Source organism: Sorangium sp. So ce145, assembly GCF_051525985.1.
Lineage (GTDB): Bacteria > Myxococcota_A > Polyangia > Polyangiales > Polyangiaceae > Sorangium > Sorangium cellulosum_B.
This window is the reverse complement of record NZ_CP150315.1, coordinates 2,057,099-2,076,695: the sequence shown is the minus strand read 5'-3', so window position 1 is coordinate 2,076,695 and position 19,597 is coordinate 2,057,099. Positions and strand designations below refer to the sequence as shown.

21 protein-coding genes are annotated in these 19,597 nt (G+C 71.2%); 14 read left to right on the top strand and 7 right to left on the bottom strand.

The window, feature by feature from the left end; translation table 11 throughout:
- The first annotated feature begins 1 nt into the window (after position 1).
- From WMF34_RS07885 to WMF34_RS07870, 4 genes are all read left to right on the top strand, one after another.
- Complete coding sequence (locus WMF34_RS07885) at positions 2–1,249, top strand: hypothetical protein (RefSeq protein ID WP_012234128.1); 1,248 nt, start codon at positions 2–4, stop codon at positions 1,247–1,249.
- Between the two features lie 359 nt (positions 1,250–1,608).
- Positions 1,609–2,199, top strand: coding sequence for a GTP-binding protein (locus WMF34_RS07880; protein WP_012234127.1), 591 nt, complete (start codon positions 1,609–1,611; stop codon positions 2,197–2,199).
- 70 nt (positions 2,200–2,269) lie between these two features.
- Complete coding sequence (locus tag WMF34_RS07875) at positions 2,270–2,494, top strand: DUF2188 domain-containing protein (RefSeq protein WP_012234126.1); 225 nt, start codon at positions 2,270–2,272, stop codon at positions 2,492–2,494.
- A gap of 347 nt (positions 2,495–2,841) precedes the next feature.
- Positions 2,842–3,561: a YciI family protein gene (locus tag WMF34_RS07870; RefSeq protein ID WP_437992893.1), complete on the top strand. Its 720-nt coding sequence runs from the start codon at positions 2,842–2,844 to the stop codon at positions 3,559–3,561.
- 286 nt (positions 3,562–3,847) lie between these two features.
- On the opposite strand, the gene WMF34_RS07865 is transcribed toward WMF34_RS07870, so the two are convergent.
- From WMF34_RS07865 to WMF34_RS07835, 7 genes are all read right to left on the bottom strand, one after another.
- Positions 3,848–4,855 carry a rhamnogalacturonan acetylesterase gene (locus WMF34_RS07865; RefSeq protein WP_437992892.1) on the bottom strand — a complete coding sequence of 336 codons (1,008 nt, stop codon included), beginning with the start codon at positions 4,853–4,855 and terminating at the stop codon, positions 3,848–3,850.
- Positions 4,856–5,112: 257 nt separating this feature from the next.
- Positions 5,113–5,274, bottom strand: coding sequence for a hypothetical protein (locus WMF34_RS07860; protein ID WP_437992891.1), 162 nt, complete (start codon positions 5,272–5,274; stop codon positions 5,113–5,115).
- The gene (locus WMF34_RS07855) at positions 5,271–6,008 is read right to left on the bottom strand and encodes an RNA polymerase sigma factor (protein ID WP_437992890.1); all 738 of its coding nucleotides are present in this window, start codon (positions 6,006–6,008) and stop codon (positions 5,271–5,273) included. The genes WMF34_RS07860 and WMF34_RS07855 overlap by 4 nt, the downstream gene beginning before the upstream one ends.
- A gap of 87 nt (positions 6,009–6,095) precedes the next feature.
- The gene (locus tag WMF34_RS07850; RefSeq protein ID WP_437992889.1) at positions 6,096–7,412 is read right to left on the bottom strand and encodes an arabinan endo-1,5-alpha-L-arabinosidase; all 1,317 of its coding nucleotides are present in this window, start codon (positions 7,410–7,412) and stop codon (positions 6,096–6,098) included.
- A gap of 180 nt (positions 7,413–7,592) precedes the next feature.
- The gene (locus WMF34_RS07845; protein ID WP_012234119.1) at positions 7,593–7,883 is read right to left on the bottom strand and encodes a PD40 domain-containing protein; all 291 of its coding nucleotides are present in this window, start codon (positions 7,881–7,883) and stop codon (positions 7,593–7,595) included.
- Positions 7,880–9,502 (bottom strand): MDR family MFS transporter, encoded by a 1,623-nt coding sequence (locus tag WMF34_RS07840; protein WP_269454234.1) that lies wholly within the window; start codon positions 9,500–9,502, stop codon positions 7,880–7,882. Before WMF34_RS07840 ends, WMF34_RS07845 begins: the two co-directional genes overlap by 4 nt.
- A gap of 155 nt (positions 9,503–9,657) precedes the next feature.
- Positions 9,658–10,416, bottom strand: a complete 759-nt coding sequence (locus WMF34_RS07835) for a hypothetical protein (protein ID WP_012234117.1) — start codon at positions 10,414–10,416, stop codon at positions 9,658–9,660.
- Positions 10,417–11,151: 735 nt separating this feature from the next.
- Here WMF34_RS07835 and WMF34_RS07830 point away from each other — a divergent pair.
- The 10 genes from WMF34_RS07830 to WMF34_RS07785 all read left to right on the top strand — a co-directional run bounded on the left by WMF34_RS07830 (position 11,152) and on the right by WMF34_RS07785 (position 19,525).
- Positions 11,152–11,853 carry a TRP-like protein gene (locus tag WMF34_RS07830; protein WP_437992888.1) on the top strand — a complete coding sequence of 234 codons (702 nt, stop codon included), beginning with the start codon at positions 11,152–11,154 and terminating at the stop codon, positions 11,851–11,853.
- Positions 11,853–12,728: a DUF4388 domain-containing protein gene (locus tag WMF34_RS07825; protein WP_157906516.1), complete on the top strand. Its 876-nt coding sequence runs from the start codon at positions 11,853–11,855 to the stop codon at positions 12,726–12,728. The genes WMF34_RS07830 and WMF34_RS07825 overlap by 1 nt, the downstream gene beginning before the upstream one ends.
- Positions 12,725–13,528, top strand: a complete 804-nt coding sequence (locus WMF34_RS07820) for a ParA family protein (RefSeq protein WP_012234114.1) — start codon at positions 12,725–12,727, stop codon at positions 13,526–13,528. Before WMF34_RS07825 ends, WMF34_RS07820 begins: the two co-directional genes overlap by 4 nt.
- The gene (locus tag WMF34_RS07815; RefSeq protein ID WP_437992887.1) at positions 13,500–14,072 is read left to right on the top strand and encodes a hypothetical protein; all 573 of its coding nucleotides are present in this window, start codon (positions 13,500–13,502) and stop codon (positions 14,070–14,072) included. Before WMF34_RS07820 ends, WMF34_RS07815 begins: the two co-directional genes overlap by 29 nt.
- A 52-nt stretch (positions 14,073–14,124) precedes the next feature.
- Complete coding sequence (locus WMF34_RS07810) at positions 14,125–14,499, top strand: hypothetical protein (protein ID WP_437992886.1); 375 nt, start codon at positions 14,125–14,127, stop codon at positions 14,497–14,499.
- Positions 14,500–14,930: 431 nt separating this feature from the next.
- Positions 14,931–15,431 carry a hypothetical protein gene (locus WMF34_RS07805; RefSeq protein WP_437992885.1) on the top strand — a complete coding sequence of 167 codons (501 nt, stop codon included), beginning with the start codon at positions 14,931–14,933 and terminating at the stop codon, positions 15,429–15,431.
- Positions 15,407–15,784 (top strand): hypothetical protein, encoded by a 378-nt coding sequence (locus tag WMF34_RS07800; RefSeq protein WP_437992884.1) that lies wholly within the window; start codon positions 15,407–15,409, stop codon positions 15,782–15,784. Before WMF34_RS07805 ends, WMF34_RS07800 begins: the two co-directional genes overlap by 25 nt.
- A 501-nt stretch (positions 15,785–16,285) precedes the next feature.
- Positions 16,286–17,539: a GAF domain-containing sensor histidine kinase gene (locus tag WMF34_RS07795; protein ID WP_437992883.1), complete on the top strand. Its 1,254-nt coding sequence runs from the start codon at positions 16,286–16,288 to the stop codon at positions 17,537–17,539.
- 95 nt (positions 17,540–17,634) lie between these two features.
- The gene (locus WMF34_RS07790) at positions 17,635–18,051 is read left to right on the top strand and encodes a Smr/MutS family protein (protein WP_437992882.1); all 417 of its coding nucleotides are present in this window, start codon (positions 17,635–17,637) and stop codon (positions 18,049–18,051) included.
- A 55-nt stretch (positions 18,052–18,106) separates the two neighbouring features.
- Positions 18,107–19,525, top strand: a complete 1,419-nt coding sequence (locus tag WMF34_RS07785; RefSeq protein ID WP_437992881.1) for a sigma 54-interacting transcriptional regulator — start codon at positions 18,107–18,109, stop codon at positions 19,523–19,525.
- Positions 19,526–19,597 lie beyond the last annotated feature (72 nt).

The following is a 19,597-nucleotide window of genomic DNA, read 5'->3' as shown; positions in this document are numbered from 1 at the left end:
CATGCGAAAGGCGGAGATTGAGGCCCTGGTGCGCGCGCACCGGGGCCGTGCCCGTCCCGTCGCGTTCTTTCATGTGCTCCGTCAGCCGTCGCTGGAGCCAGACGATCATGCCTTCCTGTCCGAGCACATCGACGAGCTCGGGACATCCGATCTCCTGCGCTGGAGGGCGCGCTGCGAGAGCGGCTTCAGCGGGCCGGTGATCCGGCAGCTCGCGCGGCTCGCGATCCAGGATCCCGCGCACTTCCAGCACGAGGTGCTGGGCGTGCCGCGCCTCGTGCTCGACGAGGAGGAGTGGATCGAGCTGTCGGATCTCGTGCGCGGCAAGGTCCCGGCGGCGATCTACGAGCGCGTGCTCGAGCGTTGCCGGCGCGAGCCTGTCCAGTGGCCCTCGGGGTTCATCCTCGCGCCCAAGGTCCACAAGGGGCTGCCGCCGCTGCTCGACGGGGACGAGCTCGACGGCCTGAACGGCGAGCGCCCCGCGCTGCGCGATCTGCCGGTCCCGAAGATCCTCGCGGCGAGGCGGGCCGGGGCGCTCTCGCTCGACGACGACGCGCTGGCCGCGCTGGCGATGGAGCGCGCGCGCGGCTCGGACGAGGACTGGAGCGTCGATATCCTCCATTTTCCCCCGGCGCTCCGGGACGCGATCCTCGAGAAGGCACGCCGGACGCCGCGGGGCGCGGAGCGGGCGAACCTGCTCGGTTGGCTCGAGGCGCACGGCGTGGCGCGGGCCGCGCTGATGGACATCGCGCTCGGCGCGATCCGGGCGGGGGACGACGCGTATGCCGTGCTCTCCTGGCTCGCGCGCCAGCTGACGACGCGGGCGGCGTGGGACAAACACGGCCTGGAGACGCTCTCCACGCTGATGTCGAGGCGCGCCTTCTCGGAGATAGGCGAGCTCGTGACGCTCGCGTGGAGCGAGGCCAGCCAGGGCGGCAAGGAGATCTCCCGCGGCTTTCTGGAGGCGATCCAGGTCGCCTTCGCGCTTGTGCTGCTCGGGATGGCGCGGGAGGCGCTCGCGGCGGGCCGCGAGGCGGGCGCGACGGCGGCGCTGTCGGCGCTCGCGTGCCTCGACCCGCCGTCGCGGGTGAGCCGCGCCGTGCACGAGCTCCGGCGGGTCCCGGGCGCGAGCCCGGACGTGGTGGAGCTCATCGCCGTGAACGAGCGGCTGGTGAAGCACAGCGACGCGCGCGACGCCTCCCTGGAGGGCTTCGTGGCGGCCCTCCACGCGATCGCCGACGCGTCTTCGTGATCGCCACCGGCGCGGCGCCGCTCGCGGCGGCAGCGGCGGCGCGTCCGCTCGCCGCCGGCCGCGCGTGACGTAGCGCCGGGGAGCAGCGAGCGGGGCGCGCCGCGCGGCGCGCCGTGGGCGAGCCGCGGCGCCCCCGGCGCGGCGCATGAAATCGTGGGGAGAGCGGCCGCCGCCTCCCTCCCAGCGCAGGAGTCGACCACGGCCGCCGCGTCGGGCGGCGGCCGGTGATCGCCTTCGTTTCCAATGCGCTTCACGACGGTCTCCATCGCTTCCAAGGCGATGAATGACGGTCGCCTTCGTTTTCAATGCGGGGACGGGCCTTGCCTCCCCTCGAACGTCGACTCTGGAGGAGCACGCCGATGGCGTTCATCAACTATGCGAGCCGGGAGATCTACTGCAAGATCGTCTATTACGGGCCCGGTCTCTGCGGCAAGACGACGAACCTTCAATACGTGTACGACCGGACGGTGCCGGCCGCCAAGGGGCGGCTCATCTCGCTCAAGACCGAGAGTGATCGCACGCTGTTCTTCGATTTCCTGCCGCTCGATCTCGGGGGCCTGTCGGGCTTCCGGACGCGCCTTCAGCTCTACACGGTGCCGGGCCAGATCTTCTACAGGGCGAGCCGGAAGCTCATCCTGAAGGGGCTGGATGGCGTCGTGTTCGTCGCGGACTCGCAGCGCGCCCGGCTCGACGCGAACGTCGAGTCGATGGCGGACCTCTGGGACAACCTCGCCGAGGAGGGCCGCTCGCCCGGCCGGCTGCCGTTCGTCATCCAGTACAACAAGCGCGATCTCGACGGCATCGCCGATGTCGCGGAGCTCCGGGAGCTCCTCAACCCGGACGGGGCGCCCGAGTTCGAGGCCGCGGCGGCGAGCGGCCGCGGCGTGTTCGACACCCTGAGGGCGATCGCGAAGCTCGCCCTCAAGGAGATGCAGCGCCGGCACGGGTAGGGCCTTCGCGAGCGAAGGCCTCTTGCTGCTCGCGCGCGCCGAGCTCACCCTCCCGGAGGGAGGACACACCATGACACAGAGGCTCACATACCACGTCATGCCGGACCCCGACGGCTGGGGCTGGGTGGTCGCGGCCGAGGGATACGTCACCCGCTCGCTCCCGTACGGCACGATGCAGGAAGCGATCGAGTCCACGGAGGAGCTCGTCCGCCAGCACCCGGGCAGCGCGCTCGTCATCGACGAGCAGCCGCCGCCGCTCACGCCGATCGAGATCGAGCATCGGCTGGCGGCCTGACCGCGGCCAGCGCCGCCGTGGAGGCGCGCGGCCCGTGAGGGGACGGCCGGCGCGCCCGGGCGCGTCCCCGCGGCGGCACGAAAAAAAAATGCTCCCGCGTGTCGATCCGGCGCGCCTCCGTTCGTCGCCCTGCTGAACGCCGGGCTTCCTCCCGGTAACGACCCCGTGGGAAGAGTACACGAGCAGACAGCGCCAGGGACCGGAGCGAGGGCACGAACGAGCACGGCCGCAGCGAGCACGCCGGCGCGTGAGGGCCACCGCTCCGGGAGACCTCGAGAGAAGAGCGTCGAGCTGGACGGCGGCGGCTCATGAGCTCCCTGTCGGCCCATACCAAGGAGAATGTGGACATGCGTTTCATGATCATGCACAGGACCAACGCACAGACCGAAGCCGGCGCGATGCCGAGCCCCGAGTTCATCGCGCGTGTGGGGCAGATGATGGGGGACCTGGTGAAGACGGGGGTGCTGCGCGGCGGCGATGGGCTCCGCCCCAGCTCCGAGGGCGTTCGCCTCCAGTTCGCCGGCGGCCGGCGCACCGTCACCCGAGGGCCCTTCGGCGGCGCGAAGGCGGTGCCCGCCGGCTTCGCGGTCCTCCGCGTCACGTCGCTCGACGAGGCGATCGGCTGGGTGTCGCGGTTCGCCGCCCTGATCGGCGACGTCGACATCGACATCCGGCCTGTGACGGAGATGTGGGATCTCGGCGTGGCGCCGAAGCCCGAGGGGCTCACGACGACGCGGTACATGGCGGTCCACTGCCACGACGAGGCGGGAGGCGACGCGCCGCCCGCGCCGGAGCTGATGGCGGCGATGGGTGGCCTCATCGAGGAGATGACCCGGGCCGGCGTGCTGCTCGCGACCGAGGGAATGCAGCCGAGCGCGAAGGGCGCTCGGATCGTGTCGACCGGCGGCAAGCACAAGGTGTTCGACGGGCCGTTCGCCGAAGCCAAGGAGCTGATCGGCGGGTACGTCATCGTCGATGTGCCGTCTCTGGACGACGCCAAGGACATCGCGCTCCGCTACGCGGACGTCATGGGCGACATCACGATGGATATCCGCGCGCTGTCCTGACGTAGGTCGGATGCCCAGATCGGCGTCGCCCAGGCGCCGTCGCGCGTGACGCTCGCATGCAAAACTCCAACCCACCGGGAATACGCGGCGCCCGTCGCTTTCGTGATTGGGTTCGAGCGGCTCGGGCAACCATGGAGGTCATTCATTGATCCTCGGTCTCCGAGCGTCACCGGCCGCTGGGCCGCCGGCGCTGGAGGCCGAGGACCTTTCGCGGATCGCCTCGCGTTCCGCGTGCTCTGAAAGGAACTTTCCATGCGAACTTGCTTGTACAGGCGCGTCGGTCCCGTCACTTCCGGTACCGCGCGAGCGTCAGGCCGGCGTCCTCGGTGCCGTCGGCCACCAGGCCCGCCATGACCCGGGCGCCGGTCTCGTTGAAATGGGTGCCGTCGACCGAGCCGTCCGCCCGGACGAGGAAGAAGTCCTCGCCCGCCGCCACGCATCCGATCGAGTTCAAGTGGGCGAGCGTCTTCGCGTTGAGATCGATGACGGCCACGTCCAGCTCGTCCCCGAGCTCGCGCATCGCCTTCGCATAGGCGCTCAGGCCGTTGCCGAATTCGTGGCTGTCCCCGGAGCACGATCGCCGCGGGGGCGGGGTGACCAGCACCGGCGTCGCGGAGCGCGCCTGCGCGCCCGTGATGTACCGCTCGAGGTACGATTTGAAGTCCGTCGCGGGGTCCAGGTAATAGGGAATGGTTGCGCCGTCGTGCTCGTACGTCGCGGTCTTGTTGCTGTCGTTCGTGCCGAACTGCACAAGGAAGTAGTCTCCGCTCTGGATGTCCTCGAGGACGTCGTCGAGGCGGCCCTCGTCGATGTACCGGCGCGCGGTCCGGCCGCCGATGGCCCGGTTGTCGACGCGCACCCGCTCGTCGAAGAACTCCCCCAGCATCTGGCCCCAGCCCGCCTGGTGAAGGGCGCTGTTCACGTAGGTCTGAACGGTCGAGTCGCCGGCGATGTACACGGTGACGTCCGGCAGCTCGGCGCTCCCGCCGCCGCCTTCCGAGCCGCCTGAAGCGCTCGTCGTCCCTCCGGCCGCGCCGCCGCCACCGCCACCCTCTCCCGCGCCGCCCACCCCCGTGGCACTGGGGCCGGAAGCGCCGCTCGCACCGCCCGCACCGCTGCTGGCGCTTGTGCTTGCGCTGGCGCTGGTGCTGCTACCGCCGCCACCGCCGCTGCCTGTGGTCTGCGTGGCGGGGTGATCGTCGGGGTCTCCCGAGCTGCAACCCCCAGACGCGAGGCCGATTCCGGCGACGAAAGAATGAAGCACGACGGTCATGAAGAGAGGCCGAATTCGCATGACGAGCTCCTGCAGGAAAACAATGCACGACGAGCACGCGTCGGGTGCGTGCCCGGAGGGACGTACGTGGCCAACGTGGGTGAAGAGAGCGCGAAGTGATGACAAAGCACCGCTCTGTCCTCCCCACGTGCGCCGAGGCGGCTGCGATCAATCACGCGTCGTTCGATTTTCTCGCGGGCGCCCGGGCCGTCGCGTCATAGCGCAAATTTTCACAAGAATGCGCATCCGACGGCTCGACGCAGTCCGACGCGACGCCGTCAGAGCTCGACGCCGAGCAGCACGCCAGGCCGGAAGCGGTACCGCGCAAGGGCGGTCTCGGTCCCTCGCTCGAGCGCGAGATCGCAGCGGACGCGCGCGGGATCGAGCGCGACGAAGAGCTCCGTGGCCGCGGCGAAGTCCAGCGCGAGCACCCAGCTCATCCGGCACGACGCGCAGGCGCCGAGGTGGGCGTCGAGGGCGAGCCGGTCCGGCTCCGTCGCGACGCCGCGGCGCACCCGCGTGAGGAGCTCGCTCCGACAGCCGGCGGCCACGTCTCCCTCCCCCGGAAGAGCTCGGCCAGCTTCGCGTTGTTGGCGAGCGCGCGCCGCAGCGCCTCCTTGCCGAGCCGGAGCCGACTCCAGACCGTGTTCGGAGAGACGCGGGCGAGCGCCGCGATCTCGTCGACCGTGTAGCCAAGCACGAAATGGAGGGCCAGCGCCTCCGCGGTCGCCTCGGGCATCCTGTCGAGCACCTCGAGCACCATCGTACGCCGCCGGCTCGAGACCGCCTCGGCGAACGGCGACGCGCCGCTCTCGTCCGGGGCCACGTCGATCGGCGCGCCCGGCTCGTCGAAACGCGCGCGCACGCTGAGGCGCCGGCGCGCGCCGAACGCGGTCATCACGGCGATCCGGTTGGCGAAGTGGAGCACGGTGCACTCCGCGCGAAAGGACGGCAGCGCCTGGAGCAGCGCGAGCACGGCCTCCTGGGTCACGTCCTCGACGTCGGGGTGATGCGGGCCGAGCACCTTCCGCACGCTCCGCAACATGGCGCCGCCGAGCTCGGTGATGAGCGTGCGGATCGCCGCCGGATCGCGCCCCGCGGCGGCGCGCGCGAGCCCGAGCAGCTCGTCCGCCCGCGGAGGCGCTCCCTCCAGCGGCGCGTGGAGGTCAGTCACGGGCTTTCGCATTCTGGCGACGAGGGTGGAGTCCATGAGTCCCGATCAGCAGGGCGCGCAGCGCGGAGCCCGGCGGCGGTGGCGCGATTAGGGCCCTCCGGAGCGCGGAAAGCCGTCGGTGTCCCACGCCAGATCGGAGATCCGCAGCGTGGGGGCGCCGTTCGATTGCGCGTCGTACGCGTGATAGACGTTGTAAGAGCGATCGCCGGAGAACAGCACGGCGTTGTGCCCGGGCCCTCGCCAGCGGGAGCCTCCTTCCACGACGATGCTGCCGCCGCCGGACATCATGGGTGTCCCCTCCTTGTCGACGTACGGGCCTGTGATGCTCTTCGAACGACCGACGGCGATCTTGTACGTGCTGTCCGTCCCACGGCAGCAGGCGTCGAACGAGACGAACAGGTAATAGAAGCCGCAGCGCCGGACGATGAAGGGCGCCTCGAGCGCCCCGCGGGCGTCGGGGCGGGCGGCGAGGGCGTGGAGCTCCCCGTCGGCCCGCTCCCCCGACGGGGCGAGCTTCACCATCTTGATACCGCCCCAGAAGCTCCCGAACACGAGCCACGGCGTCCCCTCGTCATCCATCGCGACGTTGGGATCGATCGCGTTCCAGTCGTCCCGCGCCCCGCCGTCGTTGGAGCAGATGGCGGCGCCGCGGTCCGTCCAGGGACCTGCCGAGTCGAGCGATGCCTTCGTCGCGTGCCCGATGCACGACCGGTTGCTGCCGAACGTGGAGGCGGAGTAGTAGAGATGGTAGGTGTCCCCGAAGCGCGAGATATCGGGCGCCCACAGGTCGCTCACGCCCGGGACCTTCTCCTCCAGCCAGGCAGGCTTCGCGTCGAACACCCGACCGGCGGCCTGCCACGCGGTGAGGTTCGACGAGATCTTCATCGGCAGCCTGTCCCCCGTCTGGAACAGGTAGTAGCGGTCGCCGGCCTGGATGATGGCCGGGTCGTGGGTCCCCAGGTTCCCGGACAGGGTCAGCGCCTCTGGCGGGCTCGCCGGGTCGTAGAGGGAATCGGCGCACCTGTCCGCGGCCCCTCCCGCGCCGCCGCTCCCGCCAGCGCCGCCGCCCCCGCCAGCGCCGCCGCCGTCTCCGGCGCCGCCGCCGTCTCCGGCGCCGCCGCTGCCGCCCGCGCCGCCGCTGCCGTCGCCGCCCACCCCGGCCGTCGCGCTCGGATGGCCTCCCGCGCCGCTGCTCGCCGTTGTGGCGGAAGCGGTGGTCGTGGCGCCGGCGCCGGTGGCGCCGCTGTCCTGGCCGCCTGAGCCGGAGCCCTGCACCGAGGTCTCCGTGCTGCAGCCCGCGAGCATTGCGGCGACGCCGATCAGGAGGCTCCACGTGGGCGCGGACACCCGTCGTCGCCGCGACCGGCAAAGCGTGAGACGCATCTTGAACTCCTGAGGATCCATGGGCGGATCATCCGTCGAGGTGCTGGCCATGGGATCGGCTCGATGTCCTCCGGGACGAGCCGTCCCGCGCTCCCACGTGGGCCGGAGCGCCCACGATCAACCATGGGTTGCTCGAGCTCCTCGTGGGGCGTCAAGAACCGTCTGCGAAGAAATTTTACACCGAGACGGCGATGCCACGACTCATCGTGCGACGCGCCGCGCTTCGTAGATGTCGGCCACCCCGCTCCGCGTCGACGCGAAGAACAGGACGGCCCCGTCGGGCGAGAGGTGTGGATCGGTGTCGCGCTCTGCGGGAAGGTTCAGCGGCTCATCGAGCGACTCCGCCTCTTCGAAGGCCGCGTCGGTCGACGGCCGTCGCGCCCAGAACAGGTCTCCTCCGCCCTCGCGGCTCGATCGGAGCAGGATCTGGCGGCCCTCGTCGAACACGCTGGATCGAGCCCCGTCCCCGGCGACGCGGGCGGGTCGCCTCACCCGACGCCGGCCTCGCTCGGCGGCGCGACGGCCGCGTCTCCCCCGGCGGCCTGGAGCGGCACGCGGGGGAACCACAGCGCCGCGATGAAGCCGGTGATGCCCATCGCCGCGATGATCCAGAACACCGTCGTGAGGCCGGACGTGAGCGCCTCCCCGAGGTGCTGGAGGATCGACGGATCGAGGTCGCGCGCCCCCTCCGCCGTCAGGAGCCGGCTCGCGGCGTCGGCGGGGATCGACGGGTCCTTCGCGAGCTGGGCCGTCAGGACGCCGCCCATGATGCCCACCGCCACGACGCCGCCGAGCAGCCGGGAGAACATCGTGCTCGCGGTGGCGATCCCCCGCTGATCCCACGCGACGCTGCTCTGCACGGCGATGAGCAGCGCGACGTTGGACAGCCCCATGCCCACGCCGAAGAACAGCGTCGTCGCGCGGAGCATCAGCGGCGTGTCGTGCGCCCCGCCGAGCGCGAGCGCGAGCCCCGCCGCCGCCGTGACGCCGAGGCCGATCCAGATGAGCGGGCGGAACCCGACCCGCGGGATGAGCCGCCCGCCGATCGCGCTCGCGACCGGCCAGCCGATGAGCATCGGCGCGATGGCGCTGCCGGCGTCGGTGGGGGTGCCGCGGAGCACGCCCTGCACGAAGAGCGGCACGAACGTGATCGTGCCCACCATCGCGCCGCCGAGGATCGCGCCGGCCACGTTGGAGATGAGCATCACCGGGCGCCGGAAGAGCGGCAGCGGGATCATCGGCTCAGAGGCCCGGCGCTCGACCGCGAAGAACGCGGCGAACAGCGCCGCCGACGCGACCGCCGCGAGCAGCGTCGTCTCCCCGCCCAGCCTCCCCGTGGCGAGCAGCAGCGCGACCACGCCGGCGGACAGGAGCGCCGCGCCGAGGAAATCGAGCTCATGAGGCCGCCTGTCGATGCGCTCGTGGAACGAGGACGCCACGAGCGCGACGGACGCAACGCCGAACGGGACGTTGACGTAGAAGACCCAGCGCCAGGAGAAGTAGTGCACGATGAGCCCGCCCACCATCGGGCCGATGATGCCGAACAGCCCCCAGGCTGCCCCGAAGACGCCCTGGATCCGCGCGCGCTCCTCGAGATCGAAGATGTCGCCCGAGATGGTCATCGCCATCGGCTGCATCGCCCCGGCGCCGGCCCCCTGGAGGGCGCGGAAGGCGATGAGCTGCGGCATCGTCTGCGCCGCGCCGCTGGCGATCGAGCCGAGCAGGAAGACGGCGATGCCGAAGAGCATGATCGGCTTGCGGCCGTAGATGTCCGACAGCTTGCCGCAGATGGGCACCAGCACGGACGAGGTGAGCAGGTAGGCGGTGGTGACCCAGGCGTACTGGTGAATCCCCCCGAGGTCGCCGATCACGGTGGGCATGGCGGTGGCGACGACGGTCGATTCGAGGGCGGCCATGGCGAGGGCCAGGATCAGCCCGGCGACGGTGAGGGCGCGGTGGGTCTTGCGTTCTGAGGCCATGCGGGTCGTGGGGATGTGGTGTGGATGAGCCGTCGCGGCAAGCGGGGCGCAGCGCCGCGCGTCAGGCGGAAGGCGCGGCGAGCGCGCCGCGAGGCCACCCGCCGCCGGGAGGTGACCTCCGCGGATCCGCACCGCGTCGGGGATACCGCCGCTCGCGCGGTAGGCGACCGCTGTCGGGGCAAGATGTGCGTCAGCATCTTGTGCGGAGAGCTCGTCGCATGACGAGCGCCCGGGGGCGGGTCCCGGTGAGGGGGCGGTGCGACGGGAGAGGCCTCAACCGCGCTGCTTCACGCGGCGAGCACCGACGACCGGGTCATCACCTGGCTCACGCCGTCCGTCTCGGGATCGGCCACGGGGGCGCTCACGGGGTGCGCGAGGGCATAGCGCAAGAGCTCGTGTGTCCACGGCTCGAATATCGCGAACACCTCGTCCGCGAGCGCGATGTACCGCGCGCGCGTCTCGGCGTCGAGCGGGATGCGCGCCAGCTCGGCGTGGTCGGCGTTCACCGCGTGGCCCGACTCGCGCTCGAAATGGAACGAGCCGCAGTAGCGCAGCTGCGTGTCGAGGCGCTTCTCCAGGGCCTCCGCCAGGGGGAGCATCGCCCCGAAGAGCACGTTGCCTGTCTCCTCGATCGCCTCGATGATGACGAGCCGCTCGAGGCCCGTCGTGCCCTTGATGAGCGCGGTGAGCCGCGCGGTGAGGATCCGATTCTGTATCGTCTCTTCACCCCAGAGGAAGTGCAGCAGGTCCGTGGCCCGGCCCTCGACGTCGTAGCCGAGCTTGGACAGATCCTCCAGGTACCAAGGCCAGTGATGGTCGTCCTCGCGCGTGTGGGCGTTGACCATCTCTTGGTATTTGTCCGCGGCGTGCTCCTCCCGTAGTACGAATTTGTTCAGATCACCGAAGCTCAGGATGAAGTACGCCATGCATGGATAGAACGCGAGCCGCTCGCTCGGATCGAGCAGTTCGTTACGCATGTGCTCGAACAGGGGTAGACGAGCGTATGCCTGCTTCTTCTCGAAGATGTGCCGCAAGACCTGCCGCATGAGCGATCTCCTTTTCGGCTGTGGAGTGTCAGTTGGTTGAACAATCCCTCTGTTTGCCTGAACCAAGCGCCGCGAGCGCCTCGAGAGGCCTCAAGACAAGATCACGGCGCACCGAGCATGGACGCTGCTGCTGGACCTCACCTCGGTTGAAATCCTGCGCTCTCCCCTCGCGCTTCATTCCGAGCTTGATTACTGGAATTTTCCACCAACCACCTCAGACGTTTCTGCAACGCTGCGGGGTGCGTCCAGCCGGTGCATTCACTGTAGCGCAAGCCCAACGTAAGTTGCACCCACAATTTTGGGATCACCATTCAAATTTGAAACGGCGGCCGGTGGGCGAACCGGCGCTGGGGTGCGATACGGCTTGCGACGTTCGCGATTGGCTGGCGATCGATCCTGCGGGACGCCCGAGAGCAGGTGGCGACTCAAAGGACCGAATGGGGAAGCGGGCCGCGGTCATTGCCTCGCCCCATGTCTCTCCGGCCTTCATAGGAGGCGCATGTCGCGGCTCCCAGTCTTCTGGCGGGGTGCTGGCTGGTCCCACACACGCGTACCTGAACGATGGCGAGCCGGTATCCGCGGCGCCGATCGAGGACGGCCGCCGCAAGAGTGCAGCCAAACAGCTTGAATGCCGGCGGTCGAGGCATGTAACTTGCCGGCTGTGCCGTGAAAGACCAACTCGACTCAGCTCTGATGGTGGAACCCGAGAGCCGCGCGGTCCCGAAGAGCGCGCCCATGCGGGCGGAGATCGTGCGGCTGGTCCGTGAGAAGCGCTACGAGGAGGCGCTGGCGGTGCTGTACCGCGCGCGCGCGGAGTCGCCCGGCGATCGCGAGCTGCAGGCGAGCATCGAGCGGATCAAAGAGTTCCTCGCCGGCGCCTACGCCAAGCGGCTCGGCGGCCTCGATCAGGTGGCGGGGCCCATCCCGGTGTCGGCGGGTCGCTCGCCCGACGCGCTCCTGGTGGCGCGGTACATCGACGGCGCCTCGACGTTCGACGACATCATTCAAATGTGCCCGCTCGGGCGGCTCCGCACGCTGCAGGTGCTGGTCGGCCTCTACACGGGGAGGGAGGTGGCGTCGCCGTTCAGCGACCGGCCGTCGGTCTCCTTCCGGCCGCCGCTGGACACGCTGCCGTCCGAGGCCGGCGCCGATCCGGGGCCGCCGACCATGCCGGAGCGCGGCCTGGAGCGGCGATCGCCGGAGGCTCCCCCCGCGAGCGCGCCAGTTCCCCCCGCGAGCGCGCCGTTCACGCCGCGGGTGTACGAGACCGAGGAGGATCGGCTCTACCGCGAGGCGTTCGCCCGCGGCACCGCCGCGTTCGTGCAGCGCCGCTACGACGCTGCGGTCGAGGCGTTCGAGGCGTGCGCGCGCATGCGCCCGGGCGATACGGCGTCGTCGGTCATGCTGCGCCGAGTGCGGCGCGACACTGGAGGCTGATGGCCATCGTCGTGGTCGCTGTTCCCGATCTGCGCGAGCGCATGCGGTGCATCCGCGTCATCGCCGGGCAGGCGCCGGTGAGCGCCCTCGGCGCCGCGACCTGGGAGGAGCTCGATCAAGCCCTCGACGGCGTGCAGAGCGCGGAGCTGATCATCTATGCGCCGTCGCTCCCGGGTGGGCCGGAGGACGCCGTCGCGCAGCTCCTCCGCCGCACGGCGCGGCTGGTGCTCGCCGTCAACGACGGCGTGGAGGTCCCGGGCGCGGCGAGCGCCACGCGGGTGACGTGGCCCATCGCCGAGGAGACGCTCATCCTCATGGCGCACGCCGCGGGCGCCCAGTCGGCGCCGATCGGGATGAACTTCGTGCCCGTCGACTTCTTGCAGATGATCTGCATGTCCGGCGAGTCGCACGTGCTCGTTGTCAGCAACGCGAGCGCCGACGTGGGTCTGATCGAGGTGCGGCGCGGCCAGGTGTGGACGGCGTTCGACGGTCTCGGCGTGGGCGAGGAGGCGTTCGCGCGGCTCATCCGCCCCGAGATGCGGGTGCGCGTCACCCCGGCCGTCGGCTCGACGAAGGAGCGCACCATCTTCAAGGACCTGGCGGAGCTGGTGCTCGACTCGCTGCGCCGGATCGACGAAGGCAGCGTGGAGGCGCCGCCGCCGATCTCGTCGAGGCGGATCGAGATCGCGCTCATCTCGCCGGAGCAGCGCGCGGCCCGCATCAAGCAGCTCAACGCCGACGCGCGGCGCCTCTTGATGGAACGCAGCTACAGCGAGGCGGCCTGCGTCCTCATCGACCTCTCGACGCTCGACCCCGCGTCCAGCCTCGTGCGCGCTAACCTGGAACAGCTACGCAAGCTCGGATACCCAAGATGACCCGATCCATCGCATTCGCCAGCCTCAAGGGCGGAGTCGGAAAGACCACCGTGGCGCTCAACTGCGCCTTCGCCTTCGCGCGCCGAGGCGCGCGGACCTTGCTCGTCGACACGGATCTGCAGGGCGCCATCGGCATGTCGCTCGACGGCGTCAGCGACCGGCCCGGCCTCGCCGCGAACCTCGCGCGAGGCGGCCCCCCGCTCGAGGGCCTGGTGAAGACCCGGCTCCCGGAGCTCTGCCTCTTGCCCATGGGCCCCGTCGACGCGCTCGATGAAGATCGCTTCGCCATCAACGCGCGCGAGGCCAACATCGTGGGGCGCATCCTGGAGCACAGCCAGCGCGACTTCGACCTCGTCCTCTTCGACACGCCGGCCGGGCTCGGCGGGATGTCGCGCATCGCGCTGGAAGAGGTGGACAGCGTCATCGCCGTCGCGCAGTGCGAGCCGCTCGCCCTGCGGGCCATGCCCCGGCTGCTCGAGCTCCTGGCGCGGCTCCGCGACATCGGCTCCGCCTGTTCCCTGCTCGGCGTGGTCGGCACCATGAGCTCGTTCCGCGATCCGGTGCTCTTGGCCTCGCTGGAGGAGCTGTGGTCCCTCTACCGCGATCAGGTCTTCGACACCGCGGTCCCGCGCGACAGCACGTTCCTCCAGGCGAGCCGCGCGGGCGTGCCGCTCGGCCTGCTCAGCCGCCGCCCACCGGCGGTCTCCGCGGTGTTCGACAAGCTGGTGGCCGAGATCGAGGAGCGCCTGGGCTCCGACGCAGGAGGCGAGGATGACGGTCCGATCCGTCTCGTGGACTGACGCGCAGCGGGTGACCTCGCTCCTCGCGCGGGTGACCGCGACGCGGTCGCGGGAGCCCGCGACGCTCGTGACCGCCATGGGGGCAGCGCGCGCCGGCGCGCCGGCGAAGGCCGCGCCCGCGCCGGCGAAGGCCGCGCCCAAGGAGGTGAAGGAGGTCGTGAAGGAGGTGCCGCGCCTCGTTCAGACCTCCGACAACCCGGCCGATCGGCTCGACGCGCTCGTCGCCTGGACGCTCGATCACCACCCGTGCGTGGGCGCCTTCGTGGCCGACGACAACGGCCTCACGCTGGCGGCGCACGGCATCTCCGAGGCGCACGTGTCCCTCGTGGGGCCGCTGCTCTCGGCGCTGGTCGGCGTCCGCTCCATCCCCGGCGTCGACGCCACGGCGGGCGCGCTCTGGCTGGGCGCGCAGATGATGTCCTGGGTCGAGGCGCGCACGGCGCGCGGCGGCTTCTGCCTCGGCACCGTGGGCGACGAGGCTCTCTCCACGCGGTCGTTCGAGCAGCTGAAGGAGGCGCTCGCGACGACCTTGCGCGGGCTGTAGTACATCCGGGTTTTCAATGCGGGCGCGCGCGCCCAGGAGCGACGGAAGCACGATGATCGACACCAAAGTCCTCGAGGCCGCAGTCCATGATCTCCGCAGCATCCTCCGCGACGGGCTGCTGGCCACCGACATCTGGGAACGTACGGCGGGCCTGTCGCTCGCCGGCTTCAACCAGCAGCCGGTGGCGGTGGCCCTCTTCACGCGCATCACCGAGGAGCTGGACAGCTCGCTGCGCGACTCGAACTTCCCTCCGCTGGGGCGGTATTACCTGCTCGACATGGCGGGCAACCACACCGTGGTGGTGGTCAACCACGGGAAGCTGCTCCAGGGCATGCTGGTGGACAACAAGCGGGCGAACCTGGGGATCCTCATCTCCGTCGCCATCCCGCGCATGATCGAGACCATCGCGCACGCGAGCGAGCGCTGAGCTGCTCGGCACCCCTCACCCGCCTCGGCGCCGATGCCTGGAAGAGCGACGCCAACAACCGATTCAAAGGGACCTCCTCCACGCCACGGCGAGCTGCGTCGCCCGCCGCGCCGTGGACGTGGCGTGGATGAGCCGACGCGGCAGGCGTGACGCCGCGCTGCGCCGCGCGCGCCTCTCGCCGCCAGAGACCTCCACGCGGTGCTGCGGCGGCGTTGCGGTGTCATGACCGCGTGACAGCCGGCCGCCATGGCCGCGTGACAGCGTCCCTCAAAGCACCTCCATCCCGGCCTTGAGCGGAGTGGCCTCTCGGTTGCAACGCCCCGAGCGGCCGCGCTGTCGCGCTCGCTCCGGCAGGAGCGCCATTGAAGCGCATCCTCCGCCCTGCCCAGAACGAAGGAAGAACCCATGAAGCTCAATCGATGGATCGCAGCGTGCTTTGGCGTCGCGCCCTCCCTCGCGGGGTGCGCAACCCCACGCCGGAGATCGAGCAAACGGCCTTGGAGGAGCAAGTCCAGGCGTCCTCGGACCGCCTCGATTTCATCGCCGCGACCCCGCCGCCTCTCGTGAACGCGGCGCACGACGACCTCGCCTGGAAGCTCGATGACTACACGGGCTACCCGGCCCCGGGCGCGCTCACGCCGGGCATGATCGCCGCGGTCGTCAAGGGCAAGCACATCGTCGCGCCCTGGGCCGTCGCGCCCGGCTCGGGCGGGTTCGCCTTCAACATCCTCGACTGGGCCCGCTACGCCATCGCCCACCTGCGCGACACCTCGCCTGCCTTCACGAGCGTCCACGCGCTGGACTTCTCGAGCTACAACCGAGCCAGCCCGCCTACGCGCGGACCACGGGCGGGTGCAAGGACGACCCGGACCTCGTCACGGGGGTGCAGCGCTTCTGGGACGACGAGATGTTCGGCTGCGCCGGCAGCGTGACCTACCCCGACCGCGCGGACCTGTGCAAGACCGGCTATCACGTGTGCAGCGCCGCGGAGTTCGTCGAGAAGAACGGCTACGGCCCCACGAACGCCGAGGCGCCGAAGCACCACCACTGGGCCGACGACGACCTCAAGTACACCGGCGTGGGCTCGGGGAGCTGCTCCGCGGCGCCGACCGGCATGAGCTGCGGCGCCAATACCCCCATGCGCGTGTGCTCCCCCGACGGCGTCGATCCCGAGGGGAACAGATGCAACCGGGTCAACTGCGGCCACGGCGACAGCAGCAAGAACCGCTACTTCGGCGGCCGCGCGGGCAACACCACGGCAGGCACGCTCTGCTGCAAGAGCTGACCGGCCACGGGGCCTGTCGCCGCTCCTGCGGCGCGGCGGGCCTCCGTGCGGATCCGTCTTGTTTTACACACGCGCCGACAAGTGGATCCAAACGATGCTGGACGTGGCCTGTCAGCGCACAGGCTCGTCGAGCAATGCACGGACGCGCCCCTCGACCGCCGCGAACTCGGGGGTGGCGGGCTCCAGCTTGCCCCCGAGGTGCACATGCCGCACGAGCCCCGCCCGATCGAGGAGGAAGACGACCTTGCCTCGAAGGGCCGCCGGCGTGCGCGCATCGCACCGCGCGCGTCGTTCCGTCCGACATGCCGCGCGCGTCCGCCCGAGCTCGCCCGTGTCGCCGGTCGCTCGCGCGGATTTGCGCCGGAGCGGCGGCCAGCGCCGCGCACATCTACCGATCGGGCGACAGCGTCGTCATAACGACCCAATCCACCGTTTACCGCCGGCGCGCGCTTCCGCCGCCGAGCGAATGGCGTCGAGCGGATCACGGAGCGAGAAAGCAGCATGTCCGGAAAGGAAGCCTCCTCGAAGGAAGGTAGGCTGATATCGACACTCCAGCGCTTGCTCGAGCTGCCGGCGGCCGATCTGAGGCAGTCGCTCAACCAGGCGAGTGACCTCCTCGCCGGCGCGCTCTGCGCCGACAAGATCGACATCTTCCTCTTCGACCCCAGCAGGAACACGCTGCATGCCCTGGGGACGAGCAAGACGCCCATGGGCCGGCTCCAGCGATCGCTCGGGCTCGACATCCACCCGGTCGCGAACGGCGGGTCGATCGCCCGCGTCTTCACGACCGGCGATCCCCACATCACCGGGCATTCGGAGCAGGAGCCCGGCGAGCTGCCCGGCCTGGTCAACGAGCTCGGCGTGCGGTCGCACATCGCGGTCCGGCTCGCCGTCGACGGCGAGCGGCGCGGCGTCGTCTCTGCTCACTCCGCCGCGCCGGAGTTCTTCTCCGACGAGGATCTCCGCTTCCTCGGCGCGGTCGCGCACTGGATCGGCGCCCTGACGCACCGGGCGGAGCTCGTCGAGCAGGTCACCTCCGCCGCGCTCGCGCAAGGCAGGCGCCAGGCCGCGGAGGAGCTCATCACCGTGCTGGCGCACGATCTCCGAAATCACCTGACCCCGCTCATGGGCCGCCTTGGTCTGCTCCGCCGGCGCGCGGAGCTCGACGGCCGGGTCGACGACGTGCGCGACGCCGACCGGGCGACCGAGTCGGTCGCCCGGCTCGGCCAGCTCATCTCGGATCTGCTGGACGTGGGGCGCATCGAGCAGGGCCTCTTCGAGATCGCGCCGGCGCCCATGGACCTGGTCTCGCTGGCGCGGGACATCGCCGTCGCGCTCGGGACTCCCAGCGTCGAGATCCGCGTCGAGGGCCCGCGGGAGCTCGTCGTCGTGGCGGACAGGGATCGCCTCCGCCAGGCCCTGGAGAACCTCGTCAGCAACGCGATCAAGCACTCGCCCCCGGGAAAGGGGGTCCTCATCACGCTCACCAGCGAGCTGATCAAGGGGACGGAGCACGCCCACGTCGACGTCGTCGACCGCGGATCCGGCGTGCCGCCGGAGATCCTTCCCCGCATCTTCGACCGCTTCGTCACGGACGGCTATGCGTCCGGGATGGGCCTCGGGCTGTACCTGGCGAGCAGGATCGCCGCCGCCCACGGGGCCACGTTGGCCGTGAGCTCCCCTCCTGGAAACGGCGCGACGTTCCGACTGAGCTTGCCTGCGAGCGGACCGCCCGCTCGTGGGGACGACCCGTGATCCCGCCGCGGTAGCGGCGCAAGCGCCCCCCGCGCCCGCAAGCGCGGCGCTCCGGCCGCGGTGGCGGGCGCCGCCGGCTCGGCTACACCGCGCGGATGCTCCGCCGGCTCCGCGAATGGCTCGACCGCGCGCTCTCGCCCCGCGCGCCCGCGCCCCCCAATCTCGCCGGGCTCGACGCGCCCGGGGCCGGGCCCCCCGAAGGAGCGCCCGAGCCGCCCGGCGACGACGACGTCGTGGTCATGCCGATCGAGGACGCGATCGACCTGCACACGTTCGCCCCGCGCGACGTCGCCTCCGTGGTCGAGGAGTACCTCCACGAGGCGCAGCTGCGCGGGTTCCGCGAGGTGCGCGTCATCCACGGCCGCGGCAAGGGCGTGCAGCGCCGCGTCGTCCGGGCCGTCCTCTCGCGCCACCCGGCCGTCGATGGCTTCCGCGACGCCCCCGCCTCCCGCGGCGGGTGGGGGGCCACCGTCGTGTGGCTCAAGCCGGCGGGCGGCGACCTCCCGCCCTGAGCCGCCGGCAGGGCCGCCTCTGGACGAGCACAGGCTCGCGCGTAAGATGGCGCGCATGCCGCGCCCCCCCGCCACGCCCGACGACCCCGGCCCGCCGAGCCTCGCGGCCTCCACGGAGCCCCGCATGGCGAAGGGCGAGGTGCTCGCGGTGCCCCGGCTCGAGCTGTGCGTCGAGCGCGAGGCGGGCAAGCCCGCGAGCCGGGTCATGGTGCTCGACGGCGATTTCATCCGCATCGGCTCCCACCAGAGCAACGACCTGGTGCTCGCCGACCGCGCCGTCTCCCGCTTCCACTGCATCCTCGAGCGCGTGAAGTCCACGTTCCGGCTGACGGACGTCGGCTCGCTCAACGGGACGACCATCGCCGGCGTCCGCGTGCGGGACGCCGACGCCATCCTGCCGGAGTGCCGCATCGAGCTCGGCGAGTCGGTCGTGCGCATCCGCGACGCCGACGCCGTCGCCGAGACCGAGCTCGCGCGCGCGGTCAGCTTCGGGGCGCTCCAGGGCGTGTCGGTCCCCATGCGGCGCCTCTTCCCCGTCCTCGATCGCGTGGCGAAGAGCGCGCCCGACGTGCTGATCGAGGGCGAGAACGGCACGGGCAAGGAGGTCATCGCCACCGAGCTCGTCCAGCGCGGCGCCCGCGCCGACAAGCCGCTCGTCATCGTCGACTGCGGCGCCATCTCGCCGAGCCTCATCGAGAGCGAGCTGTTCGGCCACGTGCGCGGCTCGTTCACGGGCGCCACGCGCGACCGCGCCGGCGCCTTCGAGGAGGCCGACGGCGGCACCGTCTTCCTCGACGAGATCGGCGAGCTGCCGCTGGAGATGCAGCCGAAGCTCCTCCGCGCCCTCGCCTCGCGCGAGGTGCGCAGGCTCGGCGAGAGCCGGGTGCGCAAGGTCGATATCCGGGTGATCGCCGCCACGAACCGGCGCCTGGAGCGCGAGGTGAACAGCGGCAGGTTCCGCGAGGACCTCTATTACCGCCTCTCGGTGCTCACCGTGCGCGTCCCGCCGCTGCGGGAGCGCAAGGAGGACATCGGCCTCCTCGTCCACTGCTTCCTGAACGAGCTCGGCGCCGTCGACAAGGTGCACCTCTTCCCCCCCGAGGTCATCGAGGACATGAAGCGGTACGACTGGCCCGGCAACGTGCGAGAGCTGAGGAACTACGTCGAGCGCCGCGTCGTGCTGGGCGAGGGCGCCGCCATGGGGGCGGCGGCGCCGCCCGAGCGCAGCTCCGCGCCGCAGGGCGCCGCGCCGCCGGGCGCCGCTCCCGAGGAGCCCGCCGCGAACATCGAGATGCCCTTCAAGGAGGCGAAGGACGCGATCATCGACCAGTTCGAGCGGCGCTACCTCGCCGCCCTGCTGGAGTGGTCGAACGGCAACGTGAGCCGCGCCGCGCGCAAAGCAGGGCTCGACCGGATGTATCTCCACCGCCTCCTCCAGCGCCACGGGCTGCGCCGCGCCGCCGCCCTCGACTGAGCCGCGCGCGAACCGGGCACCGCCGGCGCCGGGCCGCACGGCGCCAGCCCGAGGCCACCACCCTGCGATAGA